The following is a 20,704-nucleotide window of genomic DNA, read 5'->3' on the forward strand; positions in this document are numbered from 1 at the left end:
CGCCAGAGTACCGATTTACCCCCTGCTGTTTCAAAACAGTATGCAGCTGAGAGGCAGGTATACGCCCCCGCTCAGCTGCATTCTAAAGACCGGTCGTGATCAGAGAACAACTCGGTGTATGTTGTCTCCTGCGCGTTGCACTGTTCGATGGTACTTCTCGTCCGGTATACCGAACGCCATGACACAGACCAGCACATGGTCCTCTGGAATATGCAGTAATGCCCGAAGGTCGGGGGCAATGATATCCAACACAACCTTGGCTATACCATCCCAGACAGTGCCCAGACCGTGCGTATTGGCCAACAGCTCGAAATAGCTCATGGCAATATGACAGTCAGCCATGGGGGCCAATGAATCCTTGGGAGCAGAAGCCACCAGCAAATGGGGGGCATTGCGGAAAATCACATCCTCTCCGCTCTCGCACCCTTGCAGATATGTCCCGATCCGTTCAAGTCCTGCGGGAATGGTTCCTTCCCCCAACGCCTTGAGCCCGGCCTTGGTCGCCAGCTCACGAAGCGTGTCCATGGATTCAAGCGTATCCACCACGGTCAACCGTGTCGGACGCTTGTTCACGGCGGTCGGTGCATGAGCGGTCACTTCCAGCAGATGACGGATGAGCTCCTGGTCAACATTCTCCCGCTTGTACCGACGGATCGACCGCCGCCCCATGATCAGCGTTTCCATCTGCACCGGATCGGGGAAACCATCCTTGATAGGCAGACTATCAGCCGGGTCCACGCCAAAAACACTCAGCGCACCGGGCTTGCACACGGCCATACAATGCTGGCATCCAATGCACTGCTCCACTTTATCCTCGAGCACTGACGGAAAGCCATCGTCCAGCGCAATAATTCCGTTCAAGCACACCTTTGCACACTCGCCGCACTGACTACATTTGTCTGTATCTATTGTGAAATTCAACATGGTACCTTCCTGGCTTGTTGTTGTCCGAACCCGCAACGCGGAATCTGCATACTACAGCATGGAGTGAATAAGGGAAGTAGGCACCTTTTCGTGCACCAGTATCAGAAAGGTAAGCATCAATATATTTCAGGTGATTACAGCTGATTCAAAAAAACCGGGCCGGGTTGCCCGTCACATTTCGCAGGAAGTGTCGTCCCGAGGCCTCTTATCCACAGCGCTGCTGCTCCGCTTCTTTTCCCTGAAAGCAATGGTCATTGAAGTGCCGCTGGTCTCATCGGTTTTCATGGAAATATTGGCCCCGTGCGTTCGGGCAATAAGGGCCGAAATGTAAGTCCCCAGCCCTGTGCCGTTTTCCTTCCCATGGGTGACATACTTGTCGAAGAACCGCTGTCTGACTTCCGCTGGAACCACTGCAGGGTTGGAGATGACGGCAACCTTTCCCACGGTGTCGTGAAGTTGAATGGTCACCGTATCCCCGGAACCGGATGCTTCGATGGCGTTCTGTATGACGTTCCTGAACATGGTACGGATAAGCGGTTCTTCGCCGGTAATCAGGAACGATTCGTCACCGACCACGTTCTTTTCGTTGAGATACATCTCCAAAGTCACGTCGGAACTGTCCAGGAGCAGATTGAACTCCTCCTCCAGGGCACACACTATCTCGACCAGATCAATCGAGGTCGTGCTGAGCGCGTATATTTCCTTTTCCATCTTGAAAATATTCAACTGGTTTCGAATCATGTCGAGCATCCGATAGCCCGCCGCCCTGATTCTTTTGATGTGCTTCTCTTGTCGCGGTTTCAGTTCTCCCTCACTCAACAAAAGTTCCGGGTAGCCGATGACCACGCTGAGGCCGGATTTCAGGTCGTGCCGGTTGATACGTTCAACCTCTTCACGAATCATCTCGGCCTGGGTTCTTTTCTTGATTTCAGACAACAGCAGCCGGTTGTTGCTGAGCAATTCCATTTGTTTGCGCTGCAACTGAATGGTCCTCGACTGGACTTTTTCCTCCAAAATTTCACGATGACGACTCAGTTGGTTGTCCCTTTTTTCAATTTTCCCCAACATGGAGTTCAACTCGTCAACCAGAATACCAATCTCGTCATTACTTTTATAATCAACGCGGCGAGAGTAGTCCTTGCTCTGCGATATTTCATGCACGACTTCGGTCAATTGCTCCAACGGATCACCAAGCCTGTGCCTGAACAAACCAGCGATCTTGAAACTCACGATGATGACACAGAGAAAAATGATGATTCCCAGCATGAACTGCTTCTCCAACAGGTTCCATTGGCTTGCCAGTGAAACGGAAATGACAACCACGCTGTTAACGGATTCTGACGGAATCCGACTGACGACCGTCAATTCGGAGAGCCCGAAGGAGACCCCCTGCGCGTTCTGCGGACGACTCGGTGAGACACCATAGGCCGCCATGAGCGTATCATCGACAAACACGGCAGCCCCGGTAACACTCTGGACCAGCGAGAGCGTCTCCAGACTTTCCCTTGCGGCGTCGGCATCATCAAAGTCCACGGGGGCCACCAGAGAGGCTGCCATCAACTCTGCCTGGGCGCTCGCCCTATCGGCCACTCCCTGCCGATACATATACACCATGGGAAAGAGGTTCAGCAGAAAGCCCAGCGCCAGAGCCAGCAGCGTGGTTCCCAAAATCGCGGCAACAATCTTGCGACCAAGAGGGGTGACTTTTTGATCACTCATTGTCTCCACCCTTGTAAATCTGCGAGATTCTGAGCAACCGGGAGCTCACCGTGAGTCCCGCCTGCTCAGCGGCAGCAGGATTGATCTGCAGCTTGACCTTCCCGCCGACCATACGAAAATTAACGACCACTCCCTGCTTCAGGTTGGTGGGACTTTGACCTATTGTCAGGATAGGCAGCGTTGCCACACGCTCCATGATAGCGGCAGATTCCCTTGAGGGCGCACCGTTCACAACAAGAACATGGGGAGCTTCCACAGGCCATTGGACCAGCTTGAACCGTTGCCCGGAAGCATCTTCAGCAAAATAGGGACGAAGACATCGTGCATTTGTAGCGGCAATAATGATCGGTTCGTCGGGATGCGGCGCGGCCTTTGCGGGCCATTGAACATAGCGCACCAACCGTTGCACGAAAAGCGCCTGCAACTGCTCGACACTGGCCGTCAGCCCTTTGCCCCCCGCTATACCCGTTGCAGGCATCAAGAGAAAAGCTCCAAAAAACAGAGCGATGATCAGTGTTCGCAGCCGATGCATTAAAAATCCCATGTCACCCGAAAGTCGAGACTTGGTCCAATCCGCAATTCGGATCTATCTACAGTATCTACTAGGAGATTTCGACCAATCAACTCCAACAGAAGCGTATTCGAGGCCTGCCACGACGTATGGGCTTCAAGCGTCCAGTATCCCGGCCTCTTGTTATTGGTAGGACTATCGACATATCCGGCGCACACATCAAAGCCGACATCATCCAGAGGCTTTGTCATGGCCATGAGCTTGTATTCCAGCTCCACCCCTTTCTCAGGCATGGAATCTCCGACAAGATACTCCTCATCCCCGTCAATCTGTTGATAAACACCATAGATAGAAGGACGCAGCTCAAGCCAGCTATTGGCGCGCCAGTTGAATTGAGTTTCAAAACCGTAGGCTTTACCCTGCAATGAATTCGTCAAAGTGGCCGTATTGGTTGCGGTGTCAAAGTCCAGCATTGCCAATTGACTGTAGTCATTGACAAACAAGGAAAGATCGAGATCGAGATCTGGGGTAAATCTCCGTCGATACCCAGCCTCATAAGCGATCAGTTTTTCAGGCGTGAGATGATCCGGCGTAGTGATTGTATAGATGACGCCGCCCCTATCAATGGAGTAGCTGCCCCCTCTTTGCCAGCGATTCTCAACCCGTACGGCTCTGGACACCGCAACCCACATTTCGTCGTCTTCCCGCACATGCAACAGCCTGACAGTCGGTTGTACCTCAACGGGATACTCTCCAAACGAATCGAGTTTCATCCCCAAAACAAGAAAGAGATTGTCTTCAATCAGCGTGACTCTGTCCTGGCCAAACCCGTTCATGGTAAAAGAGTATCTCCGGCTCTGGTCCATGCTGGTCCCGGTCCCGCTCCTGATATCATCCCAGAAATATCTGGCTCCGACTCCCCACGTAAACCGATGGCGCCCCATCTGCTCAACAGCGTACTGCACTTCGACATCCGCTGTGTTGGTGCCGCCCGAAAGATCATCCACGGAGACGAGATCACGAGAAAACGATGTCCTGAAAGTTATCCCGGCATCCAGTCCTGTCGCCCTGTTCCAGACCAACTGACCATATCCGCCGTAGTCATGCCGTGTGTGTGGATCATAAATATGGAGTGACCCTCTGGCGCCATCCTCAATAACCGAAGAAGAATAGGCCCCCTGAAGGGAAAAGGAGTCCGTGTAGGCATTCATCCAATCCAATCGCAGCCCGGTCTGTTCATTGACCCAGTCCCGTGAACTTCGCGGATCACTGTTGCTGCCGTTCCAGTTGTCGGTTTTGTATGATCCCCCGACGTATGCGCTGTAATTTCCGAAATCACTGACTGAACCGCCATACCGGAGCAACTGCTCCACACCGGTCGTGCCAGCCGTGGTCACACTCTCCCCACCCTGCATCTCGGATGCAGACTTGGTGATGATGTTGATGACGCCGGTAAAGGAATCAGCGCCCCACAGGTGGGCCCATGCACCTTTCACGACCTCGATACGCTTGATCATGCTGACAGGGGTGGTATTTCCCCACACCACACTTGCAGTCGATGGTGAAGTGATCGGCCTGCCGTCGAGAAGAACCAGATGCTTGTTGCTCAACAACCCCGAAAAGCCACGGATGCCGACAACCCACTTGTCTGTATCCACCTGTTCAACGTGAACACCGGGGACCAGCTTGAGCACTTCAGGAATGGTGGTCGCACCGGACCGCATGATGTCCTCTTCCGTGAGAACAGTCACGGCCCCTGCCACCTGCGACATGGGCTCTGCCCTGCGGTTGGCAGTTACCACCTCGACTTCCATCAACTCCTCAAGGTCAAGAGCAGCCAACTCTTCATTTGAAGCTGCAGAAGCGACAGAACTCCAACAGAGTAAAACAAAAATGATAAGAAAAGAAACGCTTGCGCGGCAAGACAGACATCTTCTGCCCATCATGAAACAGACGCCCTCCCGGATGCAGCCAGGAGATATCCCCTGCCCCGGATTGTCTTGATACTGACTTGTTCACCCAGCTTCTTGCGCAGGTTGCTCATATGCACGTTGAGCACATAGTCGTCGAACTCCACCCCGCGCCCCAGCGCGCCTTCCATGAGAGCATTGCGCTCGACAACCGCCCCCATATTGATAGCGAGCTGCTCGATGAGATCATATTCGGTTGAAGTGAGATGCACTGGCTCATTGTCTACCTGCAGCACACGCGTGTTGCGATTGATGACAACATTCCCGAACTCGATATTCTTTTTCATGTGCATCTTGATGGACGGGCCTTCAGCGTGTCCTCCCTCATACCGCCTGAGCACAGCACGAATACGCGCCAGAAGCTCACGCAGGGGAAATGGCTTGGCAATATAGTCATCCGCTCCCATCTCCAGACCCACGACACGATCAATCTCCTCGCCACGCCCGGTCAACATGACCACAGGGACATTGGAGTTTGTCCTCAGTGCTGAAAGCACGTTGAACCCACTCATGTCGGGCAACATCACATCCAGAAGAATCAATTCGTACGATTTCTTCTCGGCAGCCTTGATGCCGACCTCACCTCTGTAAACGGAATCAAGGACAAACCCTTCACCCTGGAGGTAACTGGTTAACAACTCCCCAATTTCCGGATCATCATCAATGAGCAACAAATCATTCACACCGCTCTCCTTTTTATTTGATCATATAGGTTTAGAACCACCGCAGAAACGAGTTTTGTCTTAAATAATGTAAAGAACATTAAGAAACCTTAAAGCAAACTGTTACTACATAAATTCCTCATGCAACAACTCGTATAGGAAAAAAATTCCTCTATAAACGCTTTCATCATCTTCCTCCGTATAAATGAGCAAATAAAAATGAATTTTGTCCGCTGTGGGCAAAATCATCGCATGGATGCACCCACTTTCAAGGAGGAAAGTATGTCTCTCGTAATCAACAACAACGTCATGGCTAATTCAACGGCACGGAACCTGAACAACGCTTACAGCGCATTGGGTACCTCTACAGAACGTCTGTCGTCCGGCCTGCGGGTCAACAGCGCGGCTGACGATGCTGCCGGCCTGGCCGTCAGAGAGCTTATGCGCTCGGACGTCTCCACCCTCAACCAAGGGGTCAGGAATGCCAACGACGGCATCTCCATGATCCAAACCGCTGACGGCGCGCTTTCCGTCATCGATGAAAAGCTCATCCGCATGAAGGAACTGGCTGAGCAGGCTGCCACCGGTACGTACACTGACGGCCAGCGTCTGATCATCGATTCGGAGTACCAGGCCATGGCTTCGGAAATCACCCGAATCGCCTCTGCCACGGACTTCAACGGCATCTACCTGCTCAACGGCAACCTGTCCGGCGACGGCCTGACCGTCCATTTCGGCACAGGCAACGATGCAGCTGAAGACAAGTATGCCGTGACCATCGACAACTGCACCGCTTCTGCTCTCGGCGTCGGCCTGAACGCCGGAACCAGTGCTGCCGGCGCAACGGTTTCCACCCAGGAGCTCGCACAGAACGCCCTGGATGCACTCAACAACGCAATCACGTCCAAGGACACGGTCAGAGCCAACCTCGGCGCAATGCAGAACAGACTTTCGGCAACCATTTCCAACCTGGAAGTCCAGGCGGAAAACCTTCAGGCTGCCGAATCCCGTATCTCCGATGTGGATGTCGCAACTGAGATGACAGAGTATACCAAGCAGCAGATCATAACCCAATCTGCCGTGGCGATGCTTTCACAAGCCAACTCACTCCCGCAGATGGCTTTGTCGCTCATCGGCTAGTCCACTCCTTCTCTAACCAGAGGCCCGCCCGGAAACCCGTCCGTGCGGGCCTTTGTTCCTTATTGATCGTTCAAAACATCCATCAGGTTTCATTATTCTTTTTAACCACGGGGAAAAAATCTCCGACCAATCGAGCGGATCCTTGGGAACAAGCAAAAAAAATACCCACAACAAACTGTCTTCATAAAGTTTTATTTAGTTTTATTATAAAAATGGAAGTTATTTTTTATAATATAAACATAAAAACAATAATTATTTAAGACTAATACATAAATTGAAAGAGAAACTAAACGTTATACGGCATTTCAATTGCTCATTTTGAAGTCAGGAGGTTCAATATGAGTAGTACAACAATTCAATTAAATCGTTCATATGACAATTTATCATATGAAGTATTATTTAAAGAACACTCAAAGCTAATATTAAAGCTCATTTACAACTTCGTTAATGCGAAAAATATTCACATTAATAAAAGTGAAATAGACGACATATTTCAAGAAGTTGCATTAAAGCTCTTCAGGAATGACTACTTGTCTAAGTATAATAATGAGAAGAGTTCTTTTATTACTTGGTTGAACATCGTTTGTAGAACAACTTCAATTGATTACTACAGAAAGAAGATGAAGTGGATGGAATCAATTCTCACGGATCTTCCTTCGCTGGAAACAGAAGCAGGTGACGAGTCAGCTCTGTTCAGCCTCCCGGCAGACGTCCTGACCAAAAGACAGACCGAGGTCATCACGCTCTATTACAAGGAAGGGCTGGTCGCCTGTGAAATCGCGGCGGCTCTGGGGATTACGGCCAGGACAGTTCGCAGCATCAAGTTCCAGGCGCTGAACAGGCTTCGCAAATATTACGGAGCAGCCACGCCTCTCAACGAAGTCGGCACCGAAGAAGAAACGCGGAGGAAAGTGTCATGAGCATTGATACAACAAGTTACTACGACTCGTTGACCCTTGCCTCAAGCACCGACACTTCGGTGACTGTCACAACCGATACGGCAGCAGCTTCGCTCACGTCAGAAGACTTCATCACCCTGCTGTTGGCCGAACTGGAATACCAGGACCCGACTGATCCCGTGGACAACTCCGAAATGGTTGACCAGATGACCCAGTACTCCCAGCTCGAACAGATGACGGAAATGAATACAAAGATGGAGACCCTGAACGAAAGCATGACATCGATGTCCGCTATGAGCAGCCTCGATTACATCGGCAAGCAGGTTGAAGCTGATGGTAGCACGATCACTGTTTCAGGCGATGATATTTCCACTCTTTATCTTCTTCTCGAAGAAGATGCCGCATCGGCCACCTGCAACATTTATAACAGCAGCGGAACCCTCGTCGACACGCTGACTTTATCCGACCTTGAATCCGGATACACATCTCTTAGCTGGGATGGCACCGACTACAACGGCGAAACCGCATCCGATGGCTACTATTACGTCTCCGTCTCTGCCGAAGACAGTAATGGTGCTGACGTAGACGTCACGACCAAAACAACGGGTACCGTCATCGGCATCAACAACACCTCGGATGGCGTTTACCTGACCTTCGAAGATGGGCGTTCAGTCAACATTCTGGACGTAACCTTCGCCACCTCCTCATAAGCATTACTTAATCTCATTAATTACGAGGATATAGACATGAGTATCACAGGATCAATGTACACAGGCATTTCCGGTCTTCAAGCCCAAAGCCAGGCAACATCCGTTGTCAGTAACAACCTCGCCAACTCCACAACCACAGGTTACAAAAGTTCATCAATCCATTTTGAGGATGTCTTCTACAGCACCGTATATGCGGGAAACAGCGCCAACCAAGTTGGAAACGGTGTTTCCGTGGCATCCATTAATACGGACTACTCCCAGGGGGCATACGCATCCAGCAACTCAGTCACAGACGTGGCCATCAATGGAGACGGCTTTTATATTGTAGTGGACCCGGATACGGACAACACCTACTACACACGCGCTGGGAATTTCAACTTTGACACTAATGGTTATCTGGTCGACGCCCACGGCAACCGTGTTCAAGGCTGGGAAATGGATGACAACTCCATTTCCGGCACCCTGACCGACATTCAACTGGATAACTCCCAGTCTCCGCCACAGGCAACCAGTGAAGTCAAGCTGTCCCTGAACCTCGACTCCACGTCCACGGACAACTCGACATCCACGACAACCCCCTATTCAGCACTCTTCGGCACATACGACGGCACCGCCGATCCGGCCATGGATGACTCCCGCTATTCATACACCACTACTATTTCCGTCTATGATGAAAATGGTGGAGCGCACGATCTGACAGCCTATTTCGATCTGGTTTCTTCTGATGATGGAGATCTGGTCTGGGAATACGTGATCACCTGTGACAGCAGCGAAGACATGCGGGACTTTCAAGGCACTGACATAGACACCACCAGTGCGGCAGGTGCGCTCATGACCGGCACCATGACCTTCTCCTCATCCGGCGACCTGCAATCCATGACAGCCTTCACTCTGTCGGATACTCCGACAAACACCACAGACCCCATGGCTGCGGAAAACTGGGTTCTGGCCGACTTCGACACCAATGGCCTGCCTATTTTCAACGCCAACTTCACGGGGGCGGACGAAGACCAGGAAATCACCCTGAACTTCGGACTCTCAAACACCGATTCAACCACTGGGACCGGCTGGGACACGACAGGTGGTATCGACTCGATGGATGATTTGGATGCCACCACGACCACTGATGACTTGCCCTCCTTCAATGCCAGCAAACTCTCGACATCGACGACGACCAGTACGACTTCCAGTTCATCTACATACACCCTGAGCCAGGACGGATATGCCCCAGGAGTTCTCATCGACGTATCCATCAGCGAAAACGGTGTGCTCTCAGGCAGCTACACCAACGGCCAAACGCAAAAACTGTATACCTTTGGACTCGCGGACTTCGCCAACCTGCAGGGATTGAATGCAGAAGGAAGCAATCTCTACTCCGCAACCACAGAATCCGGCCAGGCACTTATCGGCACACCAGGCTCGGCAGGGTTTGGAACGCTAGCCTCCAATGTCCTTGAGCAGTCCAACGTAGACACTGCTACCGAACTGACCAACCTGATCATCATCCAGGCGGCTTACCAGGCCAACTCCAAGGTGGTCACCACTGCCGACACCCTGCTCCAGTCTGCCATCAGCATGAAGCGGTAAGCACGTAAACAGGTCAGGAGGATGAGCAGATGATAAATAATCTGTACAACATAGGGCTCACGTCACTGCAAAATGCCCAGGTATCCATCGACAACGCGTCGAACAATATCGCCAACGCGGATACCACGGGATACCAGAAGACCACGGCCATATATGAAACAAGTGATTCCATCACATTATACGGACTCTCGGTGGGAACCGGCGCGAGTGTGGTGGCTATCCAGACGGCCTTCGACCAATTCGTTGAAGCGCAGTACCTCGACGCCTTCGCCGACCTTGAACGGCAAACCGCCGCCTATGGCTACCTGTATCAGCTCGACTCGTTGTTCAACCAGACCGACAGCGGCCTGAGCACGACTCTGGATGACTTCCTGCTGGCCTGGAACGATCTGGCAACCGACCCGGATTCACTCTCCGCCCGGGAAGCGCAGCTGGGCGAAACGCAAACGCTCATCTACGGCCTCAACTCCACGGCGGAACAGCTTGAATCCACTGTGGACAGCATCAACGCGGAAATCAGCGACGAAGTCGATGCGGCGAACCAGCTCATCGAGGATATCGCCCAGGCCAACGTAGCGATTGTAGCGAACCCCGATGACCTTCAGGCCATATCCGACCGCGATCAGATGATCCGCGATCTCGATGCCCTTATCGGCGTCGACACAATCTACAAATCCAACGGAGAGGTCACGATTCTGACCGATGAGGGATACACCATGGTTGATGGAGCGCAGACACACTCTCTTGTTTACAGCGATCAGCAGGCTACCACCTCTTTACTGCGGGATTCCGACTACGATGGCAGCGTCCAGTTCTCCGGCACATCCAGTGAAGAACTGCTCATCGAATTCGTTTCGACAGGAACGGACGGCACCGCCCAGTTCAAGGTTTCCACGGACGGCGGGACCACATGGCTGGAAGATGAAGACGGCGACACCATGCTGTATACCGCCGGCGATGAAGACAGTCCGGTAGAAATCGAAGGCGTGGAGATATGGTTTGAAGATGGCACCACGGATCACACCGCTGGCGACCGATACACCATCATCCCCAAAAGCGGGCTGTACTGGGAATCCAGCGACGGTTCACTGAAAAACATCACGCCCATGACTGATGACAGCGGACAGGATGTCTCCGGCAGGACCTCCGGCGGCAGCCTGGCCGGACTGTTCACGGCCCGCGATGACACGGTCATCCCCACACTCGACGACCTGGACGACCTGGCCGAGGCCCTCATCTGGGAGGTCAACTCCGCCCATTCACAGGGAGCCGGACTGGAAGCCCACACCGGCGTGACCGGCAGCTACAGCGTGGACGATTCAAGCGCCATGCTCAGCAACAGCGGCCTGAACTACGCAGATGAAATCCAGGCCGGAGACCTGCAGTTGATCACCTATAATGATGACGACACGGTCTCGACTTCATCCATCATTTCCATCGACCCGGCCACCGACTCCCTCGACGATGTCGTGACGGCCATCAACACGGCGTTTGTCGGAGAGCTGACGGCCTCGGTCAACAGCGACGGGCAACTGGTTCTTGCCTCGGCCTCGGACATGACCTTCGAAATAGCCGGGGACTCCTCAAACCTTCTGGCGGCCCTCGGCACCAACACCTTCTTTGCGGGTACGGATGCTTCGAGCATCTCCCTTGACAGCTATGTGTCCACAGACACGTCCCACATCAACACCGGCGTTGTCGGTGATGACGGATTGGTCTCTTCGGGAAGCAACTCCATCGCCACGATGATGGCGGAACTTTCCAGCACGACCACCACAGTGGGAGGACTGGAGACCTCGCTGACCAGCGCACTGGCCACCATCGTCTCTGAAGTGGGGTCCGCAGTGTCCTCCACGGAACTCAAGCAGACCTATGCACAGACCTCGGCGGAATATCTCTACAATCAGCAGGCTTCGGCCAATGAAGTGAATGTTGATGAAGAGCTCATAGAACTGACCAAACAGCAACAGCAATACCAGGCGGCTGCGGAGATCATCTCCATCACCCAAACCATGATGGATACCATCCTGGACATGGTCTAACCGGCAAGGAGTCACCATGCGTATCAGCACGGCACAAATATATTCTCAGGCTCTCAATCAGATGAACTCATCCCTCAGCGATGTCTCTGAATTGACCATGATGAATGCCTCCCAAAAACGAATCAACCGCCCTTCTGACGACCCTTCCGGGATGGGAACGGTAATAGAGTTGACATCATACGATCAATCCTTGAGCGGATACGTCGAAAACTGCTCTGTGGTGAACGAAACACTCTCCCTGGCGGATGAAACTCTGATGTTGGCGAGTGAAAACATCACGGCGGCCGTGGAGTTGATGGAGCAGGCGTCCACGGAAACCTACACCGAGACGCAACTCCAGATGATGGCCCTTGAGCTGGACAGCTATCTGGACAGCCTGTTGGTGCTGGCCAACACCGAGATGGGGACCGATTCCATCTTCGCCGGAGACGACCTGAGCAGTGAAGCCTATGAAATGGGGCTGGGCATCACCCTGTCGAACGACTCACTGACCAATGCCGATTTCGCGTCCATGACCGGAGAGGTAGACTCCACGGTCAAGATTCAGTTCACCGAAAGCGGCGACATCGGGACGGACGAACTCGATTACCGCTACTCCACTGACAACGGAGAGACATGGACCACGGCAACACTGGCTTCGGGCGACACCACCATAGACGTGGGCACAGCCCAGATCGAATTCAACACCGGCACAACGGTGACCGCCGTCGATGACGAGGGCAACGGCACCGAGTTCTATCTGCGGGAGGCCGCCCATTATGTGGGGAGCGACACCAACATGTCCGTTGCCATATCCGAAAACACCAGCGTGGACATGAGCTCGGTCGGCAGCACTATTTTCGGCGGCGTGAACGATGCGACCAATACCCCGTACGCTGAACCAAACCTGTTCGAGACCATCAGCAATTGTATCGTCTACATGGAAATCGGCGACTACGACAGCGTGGGGGCCAGCCTGGACGACATACAGGCAGCGCACGACACGCTTGAGACAGGATCGGCCAATATCGGCGCACGGGAAAACAAGGTCACCTACACCCAGCAATCCCTGGGGGTCATCCGGGAAATCACGACCAACAGTATCAGCCAGGAAGAAGATGCCGATGCCGCCCAGCTCGTCGTGGAGCTGGAGCAGGCCAACTATGTGTATCAGGCAGTTCTGTCCACTTCAGCCGAGGTCATGCAGATGAGTCTGCTTAACTACATTTAGGGGGACATCATGGGATATGTTTCATCAGTTTCAAGTACGGTCATAGCCTATGAACCGATTACCACCTCCGGTGAAGTGACCTTTTCCGGACTTGGGAACGGCACGGACTTTGACGAAATCATCGATGCCACCATTTCAGCAGAAAGCTACAAGCTGGACGATTATGAAGACCAGAAAACAGAGACCGAGTATATTATCGATCTGCTGGAACAGTTGGATGAAGCGATCGACGACTTCAACGACAACCTGGACGACATTGATGAACCGGATGAATTCTACTCCATGGAAGGCACATGCAGCAGTGATGAAGTCGAGGTCGAAGTCACTGGTGAAGCAGACGTCGGCATCCACACCATCATCGTCGACCAGCTGGCCCAGACTGACATCTGGGTCAGTACGGATACAGGCTATGATTCCGAGGAAACGGTCATCACCAACTCGGCCACCACACTTGAGGTCTCCTTTCAAGGTGAGACCATCTCCATAGACGTGGCTGCCGGAACAACCCTGGAAGGACTGGTTTCCACCATCAACGGCAGCGTTGATGCGCGAGACAAGATCGAAGCCGATCTCATGTATGACGGCGACAGCTATTATTTCACCCTGAAGAGCACGGACTCCGGTGAAGACAACATATTGACCATCACCGACACCGGCACGTTGATCGACATGTCCACGACAAGTTTCACCAACACGCAGGTTGGACAGAACGCCAAGATCAAGGTGGACGGTTTCCCGGCAGACGCTGACGAATGGATCGAACGAGACAGCAACTCCATTGACGATGTCGTTGACGGCATCACCTTCGACCTGCTGGAAACCACAGACAGCGAAGGAGTTCGGGTCTCCGTGTCCTATGATACGGACGACATGTTCGACACCATCATCGATTTCGTTGACGAATTGAATCAGGTCATCCTCGATATTCAGGTTCTCACGGGCCGCGTCACGGAGGAGGAAGACTCGGATGAAGACGCCTACACGGTGGACAACTACGCTCTGGATATCGTCTACAACAACATTAAGGACATCCTCTCATCCGGCGCGCTCGGCTTCACCGCCTATGACGAAGACGAAGGTGGAGACTATTACAACGCCCTGTCCCAGATAGGGTTTTCCACGGACACGGATGAAGGGTCTGACACGTTCGGCCTGTTGCTTGTGGACGAAGATGACCTGGAAGATGCGCTGGATACCGACCCTGAAGCGGTCGCTGCATTGTTTGCTGAGCGGGCTGTTGGCGAGTCGGACAGCGAAAATTTTCAGGTCATATCCGTCATTGACGGTGTCACCAACGCTGGTGAACATACGGTTGAATACACCATGTCGGGCGGCGTGATCACTTCGGCCACCATCAATGGAGAAGAGGCGTATATCGAAGGACTGACCATCCTCGGCACAGATTCACAGTCCAAGGGGCTGTATATTTCCGTCTCCGATCAAGGCGATGGTGACTACTCCGGCGTCGCACGAGTCAAGCAGGGGAAGATCGGCGAACTCTCCGATGCGCTGGACAATATTACAGACGAAGATTCCGGCACCATGGTCATCCTCATTGATAATTATGAGGAAAGCCTGACCAGTCTGGATAATCAGATATATAATGAAGAGAAACGATTGGATGCATTGGAAACATCACTGACCAGAAGGTATGCCGCACTCGACGCCACCTTGAGTACCTACTCGAACACAAGTGACCTTCTCACCAGTCTGTTATCCCAACTGGGTTAACAGACTCTCAAAAAATGGCAGCCGACCACATGGCTGCCTTATTTATTTCCTTTGTCTTACTCGGCTTGTAGCGAGTAACCGTATACTGAATATCCGTAATATCCTCTTTCAGCACTTCACCAACTGTCGGCACATGCTGTTTACCGTTATTCCGCATTATCCGTCTCAACGTTTCCACGGGCATTTCCACCGGTAATATCATTCACGACCTCATAACAAAAAAACAAACAAGGGGCTGTGCCCACGGCACAGCCCGTACCATACCCCACAGAAACACTCAGGCAGTAAGATCCAACCCGCCAGTAACAGACTGGTTGATGTAGTCGGATCCGCCAATCATGGATTCCTGCATCTGACTATACCGTTCCGCTCCCTCTGACCGGGATTCGCCAGAATTCTCTCCGACCATATCCATCAGTTGCTGAAAACCTTCGGTATCCCCATTTTGTTGGATGCCCCCAAAGCTGCCAGCTTCCATTGCGGCCTTCACTATGCCTGAATTGGACTGCTTGTCCGCGTCGAGTTCATCCTGAGAAACGACACCGTCTTCGTTGGTGTCCAGGATATCAAACACTTCGCTGCTTTCCGAGCCTCCGCTGGCAGAGAACTCAGCCTTGCTCAAAGAACCATCCCCATCCGAATCTAGGGCATCCAGAAAACTGGATGTCGTATCTGATTCATCGGTTTCAGTAGACGATCCCCTTTGCAGAGCCTGCAAATTCATCAAACTTGTCATGGAATCAACAGAACTGATTTCCATACGTATCTCCTAGAGCATTCCATATTCGATTCCACGGCCCGACAACTGCCAATGCCATTGTCACCCCTCTCCCAGGGAGGCCGGTGGATGAAGTATGGAGTTCTATTGTAAATATCGTACAACCCCAACACTTTGTTACGAAAGATTCATCAAGAAATCGTAAGTAATATTAACGCCTCGACTCCCGGCGCAGGGCCTGATCCTCTACACTGAACACAAAAAAAGTCCGACCAGAGGCCGGACCGTATCTGTTTCAAATCATATACAATTACAGCGAATCCGGGAAGTCGATGACGTGCTGAATGAGGTCGTTTATGGGATCGATGGAGTCAACAAAAGAGACGGGGACGGAATCAACGCCGCCGGCAACGGAAGGACTGAACAAGGAAGGGATGTACGTTTCATGGCCGGCATCGTCTGATGCGGCGCTATCAACGGTGTACTCCGAAAAGAGCGCTTGGTAGGAGAGAATGTCGGAAGAAAGCTGACTGTGGCTCTCGGGCGTCGTAGCATCAAGCATGGAAGAACTATCAAGACCGCTCGCAGCAGGATGGTCATGCGAAGTAGGCAGAATACCATGATTTGCCTCGTCATACAGTAGCCCTGCTTCAACTTCGGCGTCAGGATCAACGGGATCTCCACCCGCGGTTTCAATACTCTGCTCGGTATCGCTGAAGGCAAAGAGATAAATATCTCCGGGAACATTCTCTCCGCCAAACAATTCAAACGGAGGAAGCGTTCCCTCTTGCCCCATGGTCAGATAATCCTTGATAACGATAGCACCGCCATTCTCACCGGTAAGAATCAGATCATTACCATCACAGGAAAACATGACTTCAGAAACATAAAAGTTGAGTTTGACCGGAATATCCGAGGACACGTGGTACTCTGTGATTTCATTGGCCTCGGGAAGGGACACCTGTATCACACTCTGGGAAGGAGTCGTATCAGCCACAAGAGCCTCCTGATAATTTAGAAAAAGTCTAGACTTTTCACAAAGATACAATTGAAAATCAATCTTTGAAAAATAATTACCACAGCGACCCTATACTGTCAAAAAAAATACAATATTCCCTAGGGTTAAACTGTGGAAAAAGTATATCCACAACCTAATAAAAGTTCAAAACACCAAAGTTGTTTTCCAAATCAACCCCAGGTTTCATACCCTTCTCCCGCTACTCACGGCCACCGGCAACAGAATGTCGAAAATCCGTCAGCTCGTATTAGATATGCAAAAAACATCCCAGCAACCAACGGCTTCATTTGCGCTCCCGCAACCAATCACACCTAACATATTGAAAAAACATACCATAAAGCACAAAAGACACTCCACAACTCCCGCTACAAGATTCCGCAGTCAAAGAAATAATAGGCAATAAACTCCACACCTTGACCGTATTAAAACAACAAAAAGGGCCGAGACAATAGACATTAATGCCTCTCCGTTACCGGGTTGACACTCTTGTGACCTGCTCGGATACACGTAAACACCGTCACCCCTGCCACCATGAGCAAAGGCCACAAAGAAGAGAACACCAGCAAGAGCACAAACCCTGAACATAGGAATGCGCAGGAGATTCTGAAAAAAATGGATGGGAACAAATACATGGCTGCCAGTATTGCGACCAGGGAATTAGCCAGAAAAAAGACGTTGGCAAAGGCAAGAAGCTGCTCCAACGTAATATACTGAAAATACAACAACACCATATTGATCAGATGCACGGAAAACAACGTGCCCAAGGCCGCGACAGGTGCGCCGGAAGCTGTCTTGTAAGCCAGGACGCCTGGCAGTTTACCGACACCCGCCAGCGTTGCTATCAATCGGGATATTCCCCCTATGATCATGATGAAAGTACACAGACACAAAACCACTGTAATCACCATTATGACCGCTTTGGACGCACTCCCCAAAAGAGGACGAACCACATCAGCCACTGAGACAGCCTCACCAGTATGTCCCCCACAATACAACGCCCAGGCTACAAGGAAATAGATGATACAGATGGCGGAAACGCCCAAGGCTGTGGCTTGGGGAACCGATCTTTTCGGGTCGCGTACCTCCATGGAATAATTACCGATGATCTCCCAGCCGATTATGGCCCAGAAAAGGACAAGCAGCGTCCGCCCCATAATTGACAGGTCCAACCTGGAATCCGGCCATGGCACCTCAGGGGAAAGCGCGATGGTGGTCACACTCCCGGCCAACAATACGACACCTATGCCGATACTCGCCAGCAAACTGACGGTTCCGATCACGGTAACCCTCCGCATGAGCAGTATGGCGCACACACAGAGAAGCCCACCCGAAATGAGTGGCAAGCTCTCGAATGGCCAGTTGAAGGTACGCGCAATCGTGTCCGCAGCGGTCATGAGAACAGCGACCGGTCCACACAAAACGGCACAGATTATATAATTGGACACCAACTGCCCCGCCCGGGGTCCGAACGCCTCACGAACAGCGATGGGAACCCCCTCACTACCGGGAAACGCCAGTGCAAGCTTGGCAAACACGCCGGCAAAGACAGCGCCCAGCGACAAGATGATTACCCACCCCATAATGGCCCACGTCCCCAGCTGCGCCTGTGCTATCGGAGGCAGCAGGACAATCCCCGACCCCAGAACCGCCCCCACAATCAATCCGCTGAGTTGCAGTGCCCCCATGGTATTTTTGCTCATGCTTTCTCCCTTTGTATGGTTGAAAAAAGGACGGTAACAAGACGACGCTTATTTGAAAAACTGAATATTTTGATTGTATTATTCAATTAATTTGATAAGAATCAGTACCAGAGACTGAAGGAGCTCGTATGGAAATCCGCAACTTCCTCACATTCAAGGCGATTGTCGAACACGGCAGCTTCACCAAGGCGGCCCAGGCCTTGAACTATGCCCAGTCATCCATCACTTCTCATGTACAGGCCATAGAAGAATATTACGGACAACCGGTGTTCGACCGTATGGGCAAACGCATCACCCTCAACGCGTTCGGCAAACTTGTCTACCAACAATCCCTGCCCCTGCTTTCAAGCTATGAAGATGTATGCAATCTCAAGCACGAATCAGGTGAGCCTTCGGGAACCCTGCGCATCGGCGCTCCGGAATCGACCATGATCTATCGACTTTCCCCAATTCTGCGACAGTACAAGGAAAAATATCCACAGGTCGAAATCGTCATGCACAATGCCACCTGTCCGGCCATGCGCGATCAGATTCGCAAAGGTGATCTGGATATGGCAATACTGCTGGACCGCGTGGTTGAGGAATCGGATCTGATTTTCGAGCCACTCTTTGTCGAACCCATGTCGATAATCCTGCCACGGGAATACCCGAGTGAAGAAATTGTTGATTCGCCGGACCATGCCGTGCTCTATACAGAGCACGGATGCAGCTACAGGGTGCTTTTCCAGGAGGTTCTGGAGCACAAGGGAATCAGCGCCGAGAACATCATTGAGACTTCCAGTGTGGAAGTCATAAAGCAATACGTCCTCTGCAATCTCGGCATCTCGTTTCTACCGACCATCGTCGTCAAAAAGGAAATTGAAAACGGAGAGATCCGTCATATCAAACAGGACTGCCTCCAACCGATCACAATACAGCTTGCCTACCACAAGGGGAAATGGCTCTCCCCGGCCATGGAGGCTTTCATGGAATTCACCAGAACCGAAGCCGCCGGTTGGTAGCGGCCTGCTCTGAGACTTCAAGGAATAGTATACTATCATGACGCATTTTTCAGACACGACCATTGGCGCGATCGAATTTGCCATCACTTGGGAATTGGATGACAGACACCATGAAGAGTGGTTTCTGGGCCGCAAGTTCAACCCGGTCAACGATGTATTCCCACGGGGCATGCGCGCAGCACTCGAAGGGAAAAAAGCGGGCGAATCCGTAACCATGACATACGAGCCCCGCATGTGCATCCCTCGATTCAAAGACAAGCTGGTGCAGACGATCCCTCTGGATCGACTTCGTCCCAAAACCCTGAGCGGACGCCCGATCATTCCTCAGGAAGGTCGCTTCTACCCGCAGGGACACATCAACGGACTATTGGACATCTACCCCGATACCCTGACCCCTTTTCGACTTCTTGAACTGGATGAAGACAGCGAAACATTCATTGCCGACCGCAACCACCCGCTGGCCAACATCCCGGTCACGATCACTGCCACCATCCAGTATGTGGAGGAGCGGGATACCGGCACCTATGGATCCCTCACCCACTGGCGCGAGACGACCTGCGACTGGGGACCGGGAATGCAGGCCATGCATGACGAGGAGCCAACGGAATTTTTCCATTCCGCCTTTTTCGACCAGTTGAATACGATCGATGCCCCATTCTCTCCGCCCCCCATGGACCAGACCGCCAGAGAAAATCTGGAAAAAATCCATGCCAGATTCCTCAAACCGGAAATGCGCATTCTCGACCTGTCCATGGACTCCGAACGACCGCAGGGCAAATACGATGCAGCCGTATGCACGTGCTCTCTTGAATACATGACTCGCCCGGTAGACATCCTGCGCTATGTGGTGCATTTCCTGAAGCCAGGCGCCCCTGTGCTCATAGGCTTCACCAACCACTATGACCCTGAACACGTCATTCAGGGCTGGATTGATCTGCATGAGTTCGAGCGCATGGGGCTGGCTCTGGAATACCTCCGGGTAGCCAAGCTTGATGAGCGGGCCGGGAGTGTCAGTATGCGCAATGACTGGCGTAAAAAGGACGACCCGAAATTCATGGACACCAAAGGCGTCAGCGACCCCGTCTATGTGGTGTACGGCCACAAGCCTGAATAAAGAAAGCCCCGGAGGATATACCCTCCGGGGCTTTTCATCAATTACGGG

Annotated in this window: 17 protein-coding genes; 9 read left to right on the forward strand and 8 right to left on the reverse strand. The window is 52.1% G+C overall.

The window, feature by feature from the left end; genetic code table 11:
• Positions 1 to 99: 99 nt before the first annotated feature.
• The 5 genes from SRBAKS_RS04520 to SRBAKS_RS04540 form a co-directional block, all read right to left on the reverse strand.
• Complete coding sequence (locus SRBAKS_RS04520) at positions 100 to 924, reverse strand: nitroreductase family protein (protein ID WP_229594098.1); 825 nt, start codon at positions 922 to 924, stop codon at positions 100 to 102.
• Between the two features lie 171 nt (positions 925 to 1,095).
• Positions 1,096 to 2,643 carry an ATP-binding protein gene (locus tag SRBAKS_RS04525; RefSeq protein ID WP_229594100.1) on the reverse strand — a complete coding sequence of 516 codons (1,548 nt, stop codon included), beginning with the start codon at positions 2,641 to 2,643 and terminating at the stop codon, positions 1,096 to 1,098.
• A complete protein-coding gene (locus SRBAKS_RS04530; protein ID WP_229594102.1) occupies positions 2,636 to 3,175 on the reverse strand; it encodes a YfiR family protein in 540 nt (179 codons plus the stop codon). Before SRBAKS_RS04530 ends, SRBAKS_RS04525 begins: the two co-directional genes overlap by 8 nt.
• A complete protein-coding gene (locus tag SRBAKS_RS04535) occupies positions 3,175 to 4,968 on the reverse strand; it encodes a TonB-dependent receptor plug domain-containing protein (RefSeq protein WP_229594104.1) in 1,794 nt (597 codons plus the stop codon). Before SRBAKS_RS04535 ends, SRBAKS_RS04530 begins: the two co-directional genes overlap by 1 nt.
• A 128-nt stretch (positions 4,969 to 5,096) precedes the next feature.
• On the reverse strand, positions 5,097 to 5,807 hold the full coding sequence (locus tag SRBAKS_RS04540) for a response regulator transcription factor (protein WP_229594106.1): 711 nt from the start codon (positions 5,805 to 5,807) through the stop codon (positions 5,097 to 5,099).
• Positions 5,808 to 6,068: 261 nt separating this feature from the next.
• Here SRBAKS_RS04540 and SRBAKS_RS04545 point away from each other — a divergent pair, with 261 nt between their 5' ends.
• From SRBAKS_RS04545 to fliD, 7 genes are all read left to right on the forward strand, one after another.
• A complete protein-coding gene (locus SRBAKS_RS04545) occupies positions 6,069 to 6,926 on the forward strand; it encodes a flagellin N-terminal helical domain-containing protein (RefSeq protein WP_229594108.1) in 858 nt (285 codons plus the stop codon).
• Between the two features lie 338 nt (positions 6,927 to 7,264).
• Positions 7,265 to 7,846, forward strand: a complete 582-nt coding sequence (locus tag SRBAKS_RS04550; protein ID WP_229594110.1) for an RNA polymerase sigma factor — start codon at positions 7,265 to 7,267, stop codon at positions 7,844 to 7,846.
• Entirely contained in the window at positions 7,843 to 8,535 is a 693-nt protein-coding gene (locus tag SRBAKS_RS04555) for a flagellar hook assembly protein FlgD (protein ID WP_229594112.1), read from the forward strand. The genes SRBAKS_RS04550 and SRBAKS_RS04555 overlap by 4 nt, the downstream gene beginning before the upstream one ends.
• 36 nt (positions 8,536 to 8,571) lie before the next feature.
• Positions 8,572 to 10,122 (forward strand): flagellar hook protein FlgE, encoded by a 1,551-nt coding sequence (locus SRBAKS_RS04560; protein ID WP_229594114.1) that lies wholly within the window; start codon positions 8,572 to 8,574, stop codon positions 10,120 to 10,122.
• Positions 10,123 to 10,151: 29 nt separating this feature from the next.
• A complete protein-coding gene (locus SRBAKS_RS04565; RefSeq protein WP_229594116.1) occupies positions 10,152 to 12,164 on the forward strand; it encodes a flagellar hook-associated protein FlgK in 2,013 nt (670 codons plus the stop codon).
• Between the two features lie 16 nt (positions 12,165 to 12,180).
• Positions 12,181 to 13,374, forward strand: a complete 1,194-nt coding sequence (gene flgL / locus SRBAKS_RS04570) for a flagellar hook-associated protein FlgL (RefSeq protein ID WP_229594118.1) — start codon at positions 12,181 to 12,183, stop codon at positions 13,372 to 13,374.
• A gap of 9 nt (positions 13,375 to 13,383) precedes the next feature.
• Positions 13,384 to 15,105, forward strand: coding sequence for a flagellar filament capping protein FliD (gene fliD / locus SRBAKS_RS04575; RefSeq protein ID WP_229594120.1), 1,722 nt, complete (start codon positions 13,384 to 13,386; stop codon positions 15,103 to 15,105).
• 277 nt (positions 15,106 to 15,382) lie between these two features.
• Here the strand turns inward: fliD and SRBAKS_RS04580 are convergent, their stop codons facing one another.
• The 3 genes from SRBAKS_RS04580 to SRBAKS_RS04590 all read right to left on the reverse strand — a co-directional run bounded on the left by SRBAKS_RS04580 (position 15,383) and on the right by SRBAKS_RS04590 (position 18,541).
• Positions 15,383 to 15,865, reverse strand: coding sequence for an EF-hand domain-containing protein (locus SRBAKS_RS04580; RefSeq protein WP_229594122.1), 483 nt, complete (start codon positions 15,863 to 15,865; stop codon positions 15,383 to 15,385).
• Between the two features lie 268 nt (positions 15,866 to 16,133).
• A complete protein-coding gene (locus tag SRBAKS_RS04585; RefSeq protein ID WP_229594124.1) occupies positions 16,134 to 16,820 on the reverse strand; it encodes a hypothetical protein in 687 nt (228 codons plus the stop codon).
• Between the two features lie 476 nt (positions 16,821 to 17,296).
• A complete protein-coding gene (locus SRBAKS_RS04590) occupies positions 17,297 to 18,541 on the reverse strand; it encodes an APC family permease (protein WP_229594126.1) in 1,245 nt (414 codons plus the stop codon).
• Positions 18,542 to 18,669: 128 nt separating this feature from the next.
• Here SRBAKS_RS04590 and SRBAKS_RS04595 point away from each other — a divergent pair, with 128 nt between their 5' ends.
• The gene (locus tag SRBAKS_RS04595) at positions 18,670 to 19,542 is read left to right on the forward strand and encodes a LysR family transcriptional regulator (RefSeq protein ID WP_229594128.1); all 873 of its coding nucleotides are present in this window, start codon (positions 18,670 to 18,672) and stop codon (positions 19,540 to 19,542) included.
• 37 nt (positions 19,543 to 19,579) lie between these two features.
• Positions 19,580 to 20,656, forward strand: coding sequence for a class I SAM-dependent methyltransferase (locus SRBAKS_RS04600; RefSeq protein ID WP_229594130.1), 1,077 nt, complete (start codon positions 19,580 to 19,582; stop codon positions 20,654 to 20,656).
• The last annotated feature ends 48 nt before the right edge of the window (positions 20,657 to 20,704 follow it).

This window comes from Pseudodesulfovibrio sediminis, assembly GCF_020886695.1.
Taxonomy (GTDB): Bacteria; Desulfobacterota; Desulfovibrionia; order Desulfovibrionales; family Desulfovibrionaceae; genus Pseudodesulfovibrio; species Pseudodesulfovibrio sediminis.